At 68.1% G+C, this 13,647-nt stretch carries 10 protein-coding genes; 4 read left to right on the forward strand and 6 right to left on the reverse strand.

All coding sequences use genetic code 11. The features are described 5' to 3' along the window. Nucleotides 1-30: 30 nt before the first annotated feature. The gene (locus AB0J95_RS07390) at nt 31-681 is read right to left on the reverse strand and encodes a methyltransferase domain-containing protein (RefSeq protein ID WP_364753735.1); all 651 of its coding nucleotides are present in this window, start codon (nt 679-681) and stop codon (nt 31-33) included. Between the two features lie 30 nt (nt 682-711). Here AB0J95_RS07390 and AB0J95_RS07395 point away from each other — a divergent pair, with 30 nt between their 5' ends. Then, entirely contained in the window at nt 712-1,236 is a 525-nt protein-coding gene (locus AB0J95_RS07395; RefSeq protein WP_364753737.1) for an SMI1/KNR4 family protein, read from the forward strand. Between the two features lie 38 nt (nt 1,237-1,274). On the opposite strand, the gene AB0J95_RS07400 is transcribed toward AB0J95_RS07395, so the two are convergent. Beyond that, nucleotides 1,275-3,998 (reverse strand): tetratricopeptide repeat protein, encoded by a 2,724-nt coding sequence (locus AB0J95_RS07400; protein WP_364753740.1) that lies wholly within the window; start codon nt 3,996-3,998, stop codon nt 1,275-1,277. Between the two features lie 46 nt (nt 3,999-4,044). Next, nucleotides 4,045-4,932, reverse strand: coding sequence for a LysR family transcriptional regulator (locus tag AB0J95_RS07405; protein ID WP_364753742.1), 888 nt, complete (start codon nt 4,930-4,932; stop codon nt 4,045-4,047). Between the two features lie 104 nt (nt 4,933-5,036). On the opposite strand from AB0J95_RS07405, the gene ribA reads away from it, so the two are divergent. Beyond that, nucleotides 5,037-5,660: a GTP cyclohydrolase II gene (ribA, locus tag AB0J95_RS07410; RefSeq protein ID WP_364753744.1), complete on the forward strand. Its 624-nt coding sequence runs from the start codon at nt 5,037-5,039 to the stop codon at nt 5,658-5,660. Between the two features lie 15 nt (nt 5,661-5,675). Here the strand turns inward: ribA and AB0J95_RS07415 are convergent, their stop codons facing one another. The 3 genes from AB0J95_RS07415 to AB0J95_RS07425 form a co-directional block, all read right to left on the reverse strand. After that, entirely contained in the window at nt 5,676-5,978 is a 303-nt protein-coding gene (locus AB0J95_RS07415) for an EthD family reductase (RefSeq protein ID WP_364753747.1), read from the reverse strand. A 472-nt stretch (nt 5,979-6,450) separates the two neighbouring features. Beyond that, on the reverse strand, nt 6,451-9,165 hold the full coding sequence (locus AB0J95_RS07420) for a hypothetical protein (RefSeq protein ID WP_364753750.1): 2,715 nt from the start codon (nt 9,163-9,165) through the stop codon (nt 6,451-6,453). Further along, on the reverse strand, nt 9,162-10,931 hold the full coding sequence (locus AB0J95_RS07425) for an HSP90 family protein (RefSeq protein ID WP_364753752.1): 1,770 nt from the start codon (nt 10,929-10,931) through the stop codon (nt 9,162-9,164). The genes AB0J95_RS07420 and AB0J95_RS07425 overlap by 4 nt, the downstream gene beginning before the upstream one ends. A gap of 193 nt (nt 10,932-11,124) precedes the next feature. Between AB0J95_RS07425 and AB0J95_RS07430 the strand changes: the two genes are divergently transcribed. Both AB0J95_RS07430 and AB0J95_RS07435 read left to right on the forward strand, forming a co-directional pair. Beyond that, nucleotides 11,125-11,589, forward strand: coding sequence for a hypothetical protein (locus AB0J95_RS07430; RefSeq protein WP_364753755.1), 465 nt, complete (start codon nt 11,125-11,127; stop codon nt 11,587-11,589). 208 nt (nt 11,590-11,797) lie between these two features. Beyond that, nucleotides 11,798-13,570: a glycoside hydrolase family 18 protein gene (locus tag AB0J95_RS07435; protein ID WP_364753758.1), complete on the forward strand. Its 1,773-nt coding sequence runs from the start codon at nt 11,798-11,800 to the stop codon at nt 13,568-13,570. Nucleotides 13,571-13,647 lie beyond the last annotated feature (77 nt).

Consider the following 13,647-nt stretch of genomic DNA (forward strand, 5'->3'; position numbering starts at 1 on the left):
AGCCGCTGCGCCGCCCGGACTTGGGCCGTATCACCCAATGGGTGCAATGGAAATGCGCAGCATCTCGTCGGCACCGCGCTGGAAGCAGAACGGCACCTTGACCACCTCGGCGGCCGGACCGAGCTCGTCCAGCAGCCGCGGCAGGAACGGCACCGGCGCCCCCGTTCCCTGGACTACCAGCGGGAACACTCGCACCTCGCGCCGGGCCACCCGGACCAGCTCGGCCAAAGCCCGCCGGTGCCAGTCCTCGTCGAACACGTCCGACCACGTGAACAACAGGTGCGAGCACAGCGCCACGTCGAAACTCTTGTTCGCGAAGGGCAGACACGGCAATGCGCCCGCGACATAACGGTTCGCGTTGTCCCGGACGTCATCGAGGAACAGCCGCGCGGCGGTCCGGCGCAGCTCGATCCGGCGGTCCCGGTCGCCGTACCAGCTCCAGACGAAGTCGTCCCGGTGGTCGTCGATGATCCCCTCGACCCCGCGCAACCCGGCCTCGACCTCGTCTGCGAGGCTCGCGTACCCGTTGCGGTAGCCCGGATCGCACGCGACCACCTCCCCGGCGCTCTCGGCCGCGAAGCTCGACGCCCCCGCACAGCAGTCCAGCACCGGCACCCCACTCAGGTCCGGCAGGTCGAACATCGCGGTGTACTCGGCCGCGGACCGGGAGGTGATGAGCATGCCCCTGAGTACCACGTTTAGCCTGTGCGCGTGGATGACAGAGCATTCCCGGCCGCGCTGGCCGAGGTGTACGACGTCGAGTTCGAGTTCTACGAGGAGGGCGGCGGCGTCGACTACGAGCCGTTCGACGAGTTCAACTCCGCCGAGGACACCACCGACTGGTTGCGTTCCTGGACCGGCAACCCCGACGTCACCGGGGACGCGTTCCGCGTCTTCGGCCAGGACGGCACCGGCGGCTACGCCGCGTTCTGGCTTGTCCGCGAAGGACAACCGCTGACCGAGCAACCCGTGGTCTTCCTCGGCAGCGAGGGCGAGACCGGCGTGGTGGCCCGCAACCTCGCCGACTTCCTGTGGCTGCTCGCCGGCGGCCTCGGCCCCATGGAAGCCGTCGACGAGTACGTCAACGACGGCCTCCCCCTCGAACCCAACGAGGAGATGACCGCCATCGCCGAACGCCACGCCCCCGGCGCGCGCAAGACCGCCGCCGAGGTCGTCGCCGCCGCCCGCAAGGAGTTCACCGACTTCGAGGAGACCATCGAAGCCCTGTGCCGGTGAGCACGTAGGAGATGCAGGCCCCGTCCTGTTCGGACCGATCAGGCCGGGGCGCGGGTGTCGAGGGTCTGGAGTTTGCCGCGGACTTCCTCGGCGTCGGAGTGGCCGACTTCCTCCAGGATCGCCAGGGCCTGTTGCCAGGCGGTACGGGCGGCCTCGATGTCGCCGAGGGCGAGGCGGGCGTCGCCGATGTGCGAGAGGGTGTCCGCTTCGGTTGGGCGGTCGGCGATGTCCTGGTAGATGCGCAGCGCTTGTTCGAGGTAGGGGATGGCTTCGAGGTTTCGGTCGAGGTGGTGCAGGGCGTAGCCGACGCTGTCGGCCGCCGATGCCTCGCCGTTGGGGTTGCCGATCGCGCGGTGCAGGTCGATCGCGAGCAGGCACTCGGGCAGCGCCTTCTCGTAGTCGCCCTGGAGGATGTAGGTCCAGCCGACCTCGTTGTACAGCAAGGCCTGGCCGTTCTGGTTGCCGGTGATCTCGTACAGTTCGCGGGCCCGCCGGTAGTGCTCGAGCGCCTGGTCGTGGTGTTCCTGCATGTTCGACAGGAACGCCAGGTTGCGGTAGGTGTGCGCCTGGCTGTCGAAGTCCTCCTCGGCGGCGAACAGGTCCGCCGCGCGGGTGAGGTGCCGCACTCCTTCTTCGTAGCGCCGCCACCGGCCCAGGCCGAACCCGAGCGCCCGGTGTTCCTGCGCCACGCCATAGCGATCGTTTGCCCGTTCCGCGCTGCTCAACCCGGCGCGCTGCAGGGCGACCTGCTCCTGCCACCGGCCCTGGCGGTCCAGAAACCGTTCTATGGTCAGGGGAATCCGCCACGCGTGCCCGTCGAACCCGGCCTCCGCGGCCATCACGGGCAACACCTGCAGCACCGCGAGCTCCTCGGTCAGCCACTCCGCCGCGTGGTTGTGGTCCACCAGGTCGGTGATGATCGCGCCCGCGTGCGGCACCGACAGCGGAACCCGTTCGCGGAACGGGAAAAGCAGCGTCGTCGCGGCGACCGTCGAGTGCAGGTAGTGGTCGAGCAGGCGTTCCCGCGCCGGGCCGGCCTCGGCTGAGTCGACGAGTTCGGCGGCATACGTGCGAAGCAGGTCGTGGAACATGTACCGGCCGGAGATCAACTCGTTGACCAGGTGCGCGTGGGTCAGATCATCCAAAAGGGACATTGTCTGGTGCAGTGACAGCCCGGCCAGGCTCGCCGCGGCGGCCACCGAGATGTCCGGCCCGGGATGCACGCCCAGCAACCGGAACAGCCGCGCCGCCTGGGTATTGAGCGCGTGATACGACCACGAGAACACCGTGCGGACGTCGATCTCCCAGTCGCCCAACGCGTCCAGGCTGGCCGAGCCGTGCAGCTCGGCGGCGATCGAGGCTAGTGGGACGTCCGGGTAGGTGGCCGCGCGGGCGGCGACGACCGCGAGCGCGAGCGGCAACCGTCCACAGTGGTCGATGATCTCCTCGACGGCCACCGGCTCCGCGGCGACCCGTCCGGCGCCAAGCCGTTGGCTCAGGAGATCGCGAGCTTCGTTGCTGGACAACACATCCAACGCGACCGGCATGGCTCCGGTCCGAACTACCAGGCCACGCAGCTGGCTGCGGCTCGTGATGATCGCCATGCACCCCGGCGTGCCGGGAAGCAGCTGGCGCACGTGCTCGGTGTCGCGGGCGTCGTCGAGCACGACGAGCATTCGCTTACCCGCCAGCAGACTCCGGTACAACGCGGCCTGAGCTTCGAGATCACCGGGCATCCGGTTCGGCGGAACCCCCAGTGCCTCAAGGAACCCGCGGATCGCGGCCGAGCTGGTCACCTGGCCGCCCGGGTCAAACCCGCGCAGGTGCACGTAAAGCTGGCCGTCCGGGAACTCGGGCGCGACCTCGTGCGCCAGCCGCACGGCCATCGTCGTCTTGCCGACCCCGGCCATCCCGAAGATCGCCACCGTGGTCATCGCCGAGGTGTTCACCCGGGCGGCATGCGCCAGTTCCGTTGCGCGCCCGGCGAACCCGGCCAGGTCGGCGGGCAGCTGGGTGGGGCGGCCGTTGCGGGACGCGGCCTGCGGGTGCACGACCCGGGAGTGGGCCGCGCGCAGCTCCGCGCCCGGGTCTATGCCCAGCTCGTCGGCCAGCCGTTCGCGGACCGCCTCGTAGGCCTGCAGGGCCTCGGTCTCGTACCCGGACGCGGCCAGCGCCTCGATCAGCCGCGCGTGCAGCACCTCGTCCAGCGGGTGGCCGGCCGACGCCTGCTGCAACCGCGACAGCATCCGCGCGGGGCTGAGCACCGCGGCCTCCTGCAACGCGGCCAGGTACTCCCGTTCGACCTCGGCGAACGCCGCGTGCGCGCGGACGTTGTCCGGGAGGTCCGCGGCGACGTGACCGTGCCAGAGCCCGATCGCCTCGGCGTACAGAGCGGCTGCATCGGCGCCGGTCGCGGCCCGCGCGGCCGAGTGCAGGTCGCGGAACCGCAGCAGGTCCAGCTCGTCGGGGCCGGCGTTGAGCCGGTAGCCGCCGGAGCTGCGCAACAGCACGCTGCCGCTGGCCCGCGCGGGCAGGTCGGGCTCGATCAGGCGGCGGAGCATGCCGATGTGCCGGTGGATGATGTTGACTGCGGTCCGTGGTGGGTCGTCCGGCCACAACGCATCCACGATCTCGCTCAATGCGACCGGCTGACCAGCGTGAACGAGCAGGAACGCGAGCAGCGCCCGCTGCGTGGGCGGCCCGGTCTCCAGCTCCTCGTCGCCCAGCCATGCCCTGATTGGGCCAAGGAGTGAGAACCGCACGCCGACGTAGTGTAGTTATCGTCCGGGTTTCTGTCGCTCGATCGGTCTAGCGGTCTAGTTCCGCGTCGATGAGGTCCAGCAATGTCCGGGTCACGACGTTGGGTTCCTTGTTCCCAGCCGTGGCAACGGTCATCAGCCAGCACAGTTGTGTCCCGGCCACCGGCACGGAGATCACACCCGGCGTCTCGGGCAGGTCCAGCTCAGGCGTCACCGCGACGCCGAGACCCGTGCGCACATAGCTGGGGATCGCGAACAGGCTGTCGACCTCCACGCTGACCCGGCGGCGGACCCCGAACCGCTCGAACGCGCGGTCCACCACGATCCGGTTGCCGAACCCCGCCGGGGTGTCCACGAACGACTCGTCGATCAGGTCGTGCAGGTCGATCTCCGCGCGGCCGGCCAGAGGGTGTTCGGCCGGGAGCAGCACGAGGTAAGGGCGGCGGGCGAGGGGACGGGTGGTGAACCCGGTCAGGTCGGTCTCGGGCAGGCCGAGCAGGGCGATGTCCAGCCGGCCGTGCCGCAGGTCCTCGGCCAGCCCGGTGGACCCGCTGGTGGAGACCGTGACGTGGATGTCGACCAGCGGATGGCGCTGGTGGAACACACCCAGCACGGCGGGCAGGTCGAACACGTTCATCCCGGTCATCGTCCCGATCCGCAGGCTGCCGCGCAGACCCGTGGCGGTGTCCTGGACAGCGGCCACCGCGCGGGCGAACGCGTCCAGCATCGCACGCGCCTCCACCAGAAACGCCTGACCTGCGGGCGTGAGGGTGACCCGCCGGGTGGACCGGTCGAACAGCGTCGCGCCGACCTCCGCCTCTAGCGATTTGATTGCGGCCGAGACGGTTGACTGGACCGCGTACAGGCGTTGCGCGGCCCTCGTGAAGCTCAGCTCCTCGGCCACAGCCACGAAGTACTCCAGCTGCCGGGTCTCCATGGCTGCTTTCTACCAGTGGCCATGATCACATGGGTTGTTCAAACTCGAACAATCGGTGTAGCGTCTGACTTGGTTGAAGGTTCAAGTATTGATCGGAGCCGACCATGACGACACCCACTGCGTCTGCCAGTGCCAACATCCGGACCCGCGTCCGGATTCCCCTGCGGTTCAGCGACGGGTTCAGCACAGTCGCGGACGCGGTGACCTTCCACGGCCTGGCCGACCAGGCCGAGCACGTCGCCATGGTCTTCGGCGACCCCGGCCCCACCCCACTGGTCCGGATGCACAGCGAATGCCTCACCGGCGACGTGTTCGGCTCGGCCCGCTGCGACTGCGGCCCCCAGCTACGCGAAGCCGTCGAGCGCATGTCAGTGGCGGGCGGCGTGCTGCTCTACCTCCGCCAAGAAGGCCGAGGCATCGGCCTGTACAACAAACTGGACGCCTACGCCCTCCAGGACCACGGCCTGGACACCTATGAGGCCAACAGCGCCCTGGGTCTCCCCGAGGACGGCCGTGACTACACCGCAGCAGCCCAAATGCTCCGCGCCCTGAACATCGACACGATCGACCTCCTGTCGAACAACCCCGACAAGGGTCATCAACTGAGCAACCTCGGCATCACCGTCCGCGGCCACGTCCCCACCGGCGTCTTCACCACCCCCACCAACCTCAGCTACCTCCGAGCAAAGGTCGAGCACACCGGCCACACCATCGCCCTGGCAGGCTGATAGTCAGTCAGGCGGTCAGTCCTTTGTGGAGTAGGTCAGCGTGAGGCTGCCACCGGTGGCATAGTTCGGCACATCCGCGACAACCGCCGCGGCCTCCGGCGTGGACATCCCCGCCCGGTAGGACTCGAGGTCGGCGAAGTCGGCCTCAAAGACCGCGAAGTAGGGGGATTCTCCCCGGGGCGCTTGCACCTCGAAGCTGTACCGGTAGGCAAGAACCCCAGGGATCCTGGCCACCAGCGGCAGATGGGTGTTGACGTAGTACTCGCGAAAGTGCTCGCGATCAACAGGCTCCGGATACAGAACAACCAACTTGTGCATACCCAGAAGCTTAGCGACGGTAGGAGACCCACGCCCACAAGCACAAGCGCAGCGCAACAGACCCCGGCCTCGTGTTCTGTCCCTCCCGTATGGCCTGGGCGAAGCCTCATCACAGGTGTCAAGGGGGGATCCGCCCTCCCAAAGCACAAACGCTGGAAGCCATACGGATCCCCCCTTGACACCTGTGATCACCTCCGGCAGGCCATACGGGAGGGACAGGACACGCACCAACCCCACCCAAGGATCCGAAGGATCCGTTGCCCTTGCCCCTCTTGGTGGTCTGCCTGTCCGGCGAGGACATCTCTTCACCCCAGCCAACTCCACCAGTTCGTCGGTCTCCAGGTCATGACTGCGCCGCCAGAAAGTGCCGTCTGCCGCCAAAGAACGCAACACAACCCGTGCAAAGCCGGGAAGTCATAAGCGTCCGGGTCGGTGCGCGCGTCGAGATGCTCGGCTATCCGTGCAATCGCGGTCAGGACTGACCCAAGTCGGCCAGCAGCTGCCGAACCCCCTCCCGCTGTTGCTCAGCCTCCTCAGGCAACTCGGCCAAAGCCTGCCTCAACACCGGAACCGCCTCCGACCCGCGCCCAAGATCAGCCAGCAACCGCCCCTGCATCGCCACAGCAATAGCCGCCTCAGTCGAAGCCCCAACAGACCGAAAAGCCTCAGCAACCGGCCCAACCCGAACAAGAGCCGCGTCAAGCTCCTGCCCCCCAGCCAAAATCCGAGCCCCGTCATACCCAAGCATCGCCCGCTCCCAAACCACCGCGGCCTCCGCCGACGAAGCCAGATCCGCCGCCAGGGAGTCCGCCAGAGCCAACGCGGAACGAGCCTCCTCCGGCCGCCGCGCCCAATGCCACGACAAGGCCGCGCGCCGCCGATTGATCAACTCATCCAGAACCCACTCCGCCTCGCGACACGCATCCGCGGCCCCCGTAAAACTGACAGCCGCCTCAGCATCCCGGTCCAAACCATCCAAAAGATCCCCAGCAAGCCCACGCATCTGAGCAGCACCGACAATATTCGACTGCGCCAGACAGTGCGCCTCGACATCCTCCAGCAACTCCAGCGCCTGCTCGGCAAGCCCCAGCTGCGTGTAAGCCTTGGACAGCAGGAACTTCACAGTCGCCGTCTCATCCTCGTCCTCCTGCAGCAAAGCAAGAGCCTGCTCCGCCGCATTCGCCGCCTGCTCATACCGATCCAGCTCCACGCAAGCAGCCGCCAAGCGCGACAACGTGTACCCACCAGGTGAAGCAATGGCTGTCATCGCAGTGATGTGCTCAACAGCCTCAGCAGGCCGGTCCAGCTCCATCGCGAACGCACTACGCGTATCAAGCAGAGTCGCCTGCACGGCCGTACTCGAAGCAGGCGGCACCACACCAGCCAGCAAACCGTAGGCGTGCTCGAAATCCCCCATTCCCGCGTATATCTGAGCTTCCAACAGCTGAACGCGAGCCAGCCCCTCCACCGACCCGGCCTCCCGCAGCAAAGCCACGGCCCGCCCAGCGAACTCCCGAGCCTTCTCCAAGTCCTCCTGGCTACTCCCGTGCAGAATCGCCAGGCTCATAAAGGACTGCCCCAATTCCGAAGCCGTCCCCACCTGCTCGGCGAACTCGTGCGCCCGAGCGCCGGCCGCCTTGGCCTTGTCGACCTCACCCATCGACATGTAGGTCGTAGCGAGCCGCCCCCAGGCGCGGTGCAGCCCGAGAGCGTTACCCGCCTGACCGGCGATCGCCGCCTCGATCCGCGCGATACCGGCGTCCACCTGCCCGACGTGCTGCAGGGCAGACCCAGTGCGGGCAAAGGAGTTCCACCGCCGGGCCGAATCTCCGGCCTCGGCGAACAGCTCGGCCGCGCGCTCCCAATCCTCTCGCGCCGAGTCCACGTCATCATCGCCGGCAGGCACCCGCCCATCCAGCCGCCGCGCCAGCAACAACCCGGTAGGCGAAGGCATGATCTCGTCGAACCGCCGCCACACGGCCGCAGCGGCATCCGAGTTGAGCAGTTCCCGCTCCCGCTCGGCCAGATCAGCCAGCTCCTCGGCAGTGTCCGGATAGGACGGTGCCGGAGCCGCACCCTCCTTGACCGGAAATGCCGACAACGGAACGTGATCCACGAGGGGAGCAGCGGAAAGCATACCGTCCACAACCGAACTCTGCTCAGCAGAACCGTTGCGCGCGTCAAACTGCCGAGCGATCTCACGAGCCCGCGCGGAAAGCTCATCCCGCAAAGAAGCCGCCGAAACCTCACTCGCGGCACGATCCCCGAACCCCGGCCGCAACACGCCCAAATCATCGTCCACCGACGCCAAAACCCGCGCCGCCGCAGCGGACAAGAGCATATCCGCCTCAGGGCTCGGCGGCTCATCCAGCCAGCCAAGGTGCCGCTGCACCAGCTCCAGCCCCCGCGCAGGATTCCCGGTGAGCGCACAGAACTGAACGTGCCCCGCCACACCCTCCATTTCCGACCGCGAACTGCGCAACGCCCGATAAGCCCGCCGGTGCGCGTCAGCAGCCGCCGCAGTCCGCCCAGTTCGCAGATACGGCACCAACAACGACGTCAGAATCGTCTGCGGCTGCTCAATACACGTAATCCGCCCACTCAACACGCTCTCGGCCAGCGGAACCGCCTCAGCGTCCCGGCCCAGCCAAGCAAGATGATCCACGCGCGAAGTCGGTTCACAGGCAGCACAGTCGGACATCTCACCGCGAGGAGCCATACCCCACAACCGGTACTGCTCCGAAGCCTCCGCCCGGTCACCGACATGCCGGGCGAGCAGTTCGCGATGCTGGTGCACCGGACCCATGGTGTGCCCGGCCAGCCGGTACCGCTGTTCCATGTCGTCGAGCACGGCTTGCGCCTGCTCCAACGGGATCTGCGGGAACGACACGATGGTGGTGACGATCCACTTGAAGTACCAGTACAACGAGTGGTCCAGGCTGGGATCGGCCTCACCCCGGTCGCGCGCGGCCAGGCACCAGGAGAACGTGACGATCGACTTGGCCGGCTCGCCGCCGTAGTTGTACGCGCGCGTCGCGCTCATCCGGGCCCGGTACTGCAGCTCGGGCAGGTTCTCCGCGTCCGCGTGCTGGATCACCGTCTCCAGCGCGGCCATCTTGGCGCGCCCCTCCGGCAGCTGCCCGGCCTGGGACAGCATGTCCCACAGCTCCTGCTCGGTGCGGCTCACCGGCTCTCCTCCGCGGGGACGGCCTGGTCGAGCAGGCCGATGAACGAACGGTTCAGCAGGGCCGCGTCGGCGGGCCGGATCGGGTGGTAGCCGAGCAGCAAAGCCTGGCCGTACAAGGCTTCCACCGCCAACGCGACCAGGTCCGGATTGGACAGGCTGGACAGCCTGCGCACCAACGGGTTGCGGTAGTTGAGCACCAGCTGCGGCCGGTCGTCGGCGGGTTTCTCGAACGCCGACAACACGCCCGCCCACAACGAGTCGACCCGGTCCCGGGTCGCCCGCACCTGGGACTGGAACGCGGCCGCCCGATCCACCAAGTACAGCACCGAAAGCGAAGCGGGCTCGAACGACCGCAGCACGACCTCACAGCCGAGCCGGTCCATCGTGCGCTGGGCCGCGAGCAGGAACGACCGGCTGCGCAACTCGTCCGCCGGTTCCACGGCGCCGAACCGGGTGGCGAGCCGCGCCGGGTCGAGCCGGTCGACGGCCTGGCCGGGTTCGACGACCGCGAGCCGCTCGATGATCTCGCTGTCATAGGTGTAGCCGCCGTTGACCAACGCGATGTCCTGGGCGGCGGCGACCGCGGCGAGCTGACGGAACTCGTCGGTGGTCGTGGTGTACCGGATCGCGCCGTACTGGCTGCGGAACTCCGCCAGCGTCATCCGGCCGACGTTGGTCTCCATCGGCCACCACTGGTCGACCAGCCGCAGCATCTCGTCGTCGTGCAGCGCGAGTGCTTTCACACCAAGGTGATGCACGCCGAGGAACCGGCTCAGCCGGTCGGGGTCGGTGCGCGCCAGGCCGACCAGCCAGCCGCGCAGCTGGTCGCCGAGCGCCGCGCTCGTCGCCTCCAGCAGGCTGTCGTCGTACAGGGCCTCGCGGCTCGCGGTCGGCCGCAGCTCGGTCGAGTTCACCACGCAGCGCGCGAAGAACGCCCAGTCCGGCAACAGCCCGGTCGCGCTCTCGGTGAGCAGCATGTGCTTGAGGTAGACGCGATGCCCGGAGTGCTCGGCCGGGTTCGCCGGGAACGGCAGCACGTAGGCCGCGCCGGTCAGCCCGGCCTCGGGAACGTCGAGCTCGATCACGTCGAACGGCGTGAACCCGAACGTGTCCTGCGCGTACCCGACCAGGTCGGCCTGGCGCTGCCCAGCGTGACGGTTGTCGTCCGCCCACGGCACCGCGGAGGTGACCAATTGGCCTTGAACGGTGATGTCGAACGGCAGCATCGAACCGAACAACCGGGCCAGCTCGGTGACCGTCGCGGGTTCGAACCATTCCGCGGAACCGTTGCGCGCTCTCAGGTACACGGTCGTACCGGTTGTTTGCTGAGCGCACGGGGAAATGCTGTAGGTCCCATCGGCGCGGCCGACCCATTCCACCGCCGGCGCGCCGGAAGCGGAACGTGTCCGCACCTGTACCTCGTCGGCGACCAGGAACGCGGACAGCAGGCCGATGCCGAACTGGCCGAGGAACTCGTGCCGCGCGAAGCCGAGGTCGTCGCGCTTGGAGCTGCGGCCGATGGTCGCCAGCAGCTCGTGGACCTGCGCCTCGGTCAGCCCGATGCCGGTGTCGGTGATCCGCAGGGCGGTGCGGTCGATGGTGATCTCGATCCGCGCCGGTGCGGCGGGTTCGCCGGCCCGGCGCGCCGTGATCGCGTCCACCGCGTTCTGCAGCAGCTCGCGCAGATACACCCTCGGGCTGGCATAGAGATGCCTGCTGAGCAGGTCGACCACGCCGCGCAGGTCGACCTGGAAAGCCTGGTTCACGAAAAAATCCCCCACGGATTCGTCGAAAGACTCGCGTCACCCTATCGTGTGACGGCGAGTCAATTGCGTTTTTCCGGCCTTTCGGGCTAGTGTGCCGCCCCCGTTTGCTGAGCTGTGACCGGCGAAGTGTGAACCGCCTGGTGGTGGTTTGCGTTGTCCACTATGTGTGACGGTCCCGGACGGCGGAGTGAGTGTGGCGAACGATCGGATTGGCGTAAGCACGTGGAGCAGGGCGGGCGAGGACATCGTGGGGGAGCTGTCCTGGCTCACCGCCACCTGGCTGCGTGAGCACCTCCTGGTGCTGCGCGACATGGTGGCGGACGGCTCCGGTCTGCTGCCGCTGCTCGCGAGGGGTGAGGACCACGCCGTCGCCGCCTTCCGCACCCGCGACAACGTCGACACCGTCCTGGCCACCCTCGACCGGGAACGCGCCCGCGTCACCATCAGCACCGCGGCCGAACGGCAGACCTGGGTGTGGACCCTCGTCGAGCTGGGCATGTCCGTCGCCGTGCGGATGGGCGTGCCGTGGGAGGTCGTCCAGCAGGACCCGGACACCGTCGAGGACCACTGCGACCGCCTGGTCGCCCGCCTCGGCCGCTGGCTGACCGGCCTGGCCGACGAGCTCGCCGGGGTCGCCGACTGGTCCACTGAGGACTGAGCAGCACCGGCCCACGCCCTGGCGGGCTGTCCCGGCCCCGCCGGGACAGCCCGCACTCGGCATCGCTCCAGCTCTCGGCTGTGAGACCACCGCTAGGCCAACAGCCTGACAAGACCGGACTGCACTCCGCTGTGGTCTGGACAACAGCCGTTAATTGGTCTAGACAATGTGGAACGGTGTGCCGCCAAACCCTGCCTGGAGGACCGCCATGAAGCGATCCAGACTGTCCTCGTTCTTCGCCGTTCTCGCGTTAGCCATCGCCGGTGTGCTCACCGGCGGCAGTCCCGCGACCGCGGCCAACCTGCTGATCAACCCCGGTTTCGAGGCCGGGTCACTGTCCGGCTGGACCTGCGCGGGCGGAGCGGTCGTGACCAGCCCCGTGCACTCCGGCGGCAACGCGCTCGCCGCGACGGCGACCGGGTCGGACATCGCCAAGTGCTCACAGACGGTGTCGGTCGTGCCGAACACGACCTACTCGGTGTCCGCCTGGGTCCGGGGCAACCCGGTCTACCTGGGCATCACCGGCGGCCCGTCGACGTGGACCGCGGCGACGAGCTACACCCAGCTCTCCCTCACCTTCACCTCCGGCGCCGGCCAGACGAGCGCCGAGCTGTACCTGCACGGCTGGTACGCCGCCGGAACCTACAACGCCGACGACGTCAGCCTGGACGGCCCGGGCGGCAGCAACCCCGGAACGCCTGGCGTGCCAGGCAATCCGACGGTCGGCACGGTGACGAGCAACTCGATCGCCCTGTCGTGGGGCGCCTCCGCCGGGACCGTCACCGGATACCGCGTCTACGAAGGCTCAACCGTCCGCGCGACGGTGACCGGGACGAGCACGACGATCTCCGGTCTCACGGCCTGCACCAGCCACAGCTACTCGGTCGCGGCCTACAACGCCAACGGCGAGTCGGCCAAGACGAGTGAGGCCTCGGCGACGACGTCCGGCTGCACGAGCACGGGGCTGCCCAAGCACGCGCTGATCGGGTACCTGCACGCGAGCTTCGCCAACGGGTCCGGGTACCTGCGGATGGCCGATGTGCCGCAGGCCTGGGACATCATCAACCTCGCGTTCGGCGAACCCACCTCGGTCACGTCCGGCGACATCCGGTTCACCCAGTGCCCGGTCAGTGAGTGCCCGGGCGTGGAGAGCGAGGCCGACTTCATCGCCGCGATCCGCGCGAAGCAGGCCCAGGGCAAGAAGGTGCTGCTGTCCATCGGCGGCCAGAACGGCCAGGTCCAGCTGACCACCACGGCCGCGCGGGACAAGTTCGTCAGCTCGGTGTCGGCGATCATCGACCGCTACGGCCTCAACGGGCTGGACGTCGACTTCGAGGGTCACTCGCTGTTCCTCAACGCCGGTGACACCGACTTCCGCAACCCGACCACCCCGGTGATCGTCAACCTGATCTCCGCGCTGAAGAGCCTGAAGTCGCGCTACGGCAACGGGTTCGTGCTGACCATGGCGCCGGAGACGTTCTTCGTCCAGGTCGGTTACCAGTTCTACGGTGGCGCGGGCGGCGGCGACAACCGCACCGGCTCGTACCTCCCGGTGATCTACGCGATGCGCGATGCCCTGACCGTGTTGCACGTGCAGGACTACAACTCCGGACCGGTGATGGGGCTGGACAACCAGTACCACAACATGGGTGACGCGAGCTTCCACATCGCGATGACCGACATGATCAAGGCCGGGTTCACGGTCGCCGGCACCGGGATCAAGTTCCCTGGCCTGCGGCCGGACCAGATCGCCTTCGGTGTCCCGGCGGCGGTCAGCGCGGGCAACGGCTACATCTCCCCGGCGCAGAACCAGCAGGCCGTGACCTGCCTGGCGCGCGGGACCAACTGCGGCGGATACACGTTGCGGGGCGGGGCTTCCCCGGACTTCCGCGGCCTGATGACGTGGTCGGTCAACTGGGACCGCTTCTACAACTGGGAGTTCATGAACAACATGGAGCCGTTCCTGAACGCGCTCCCGTAGCCCCACTGTGTTTGATTCCAAAAGGGAGGGTGCGGCGCCCGGCCGCACCCTCCGTCAATCCTTGTTATGGTTGGGGC

Origin of the sequence: Actinocrispum sp. NPDC049592, from assembly GCF_040675465.1 — a bacterium.
Lineage (GTDB): Bacteria > Actinomycetota > Actinomycetes > Mycobacteriales > Pseudonocardiaceae > Kibdelosporangium.

Excerpts from the sequence above, each read along its gene's own strand:
- AB0J95_RS07390 (WP_364753735.1), bottom strand. The coding sequence starts at position 681 with ATGCTCATCACCTCCCGGTCCGCGGCCGAGTACACCGCGATGTTCGAC.
- AB0J95_RS07405 (WP_364753742.1), bottom strand. The coding sequence starts at position 4,932 with ATGGAGACCCGGCAGCTGGAGTACTTCGTGGCTGTGGCCGAGGAGCTG.
- ribA (WP_364753744.1), top strand. The coding sequence starts at position 5,037 with ATGACGACACCCACTGCGTCTGCCAGTGCCAACATCCGGACCCGCGTC.
- AB0J95_RS07415 (WP_364753747.1), bottom strand. The coding sequence starts at position 5,978 with ATGCACAAGTTGGTTGTTCTGTATCCGGAGCCTGTTGATCGCGAGCAC.
- AB0J95_RS07435 (WP_364753758.1), top strand. The coding sequence starts at position 11,798 with ATGAAGCGATCCAGACTGTCCTCGTTCTTCGCCGTTCTCGCGTTAGCC.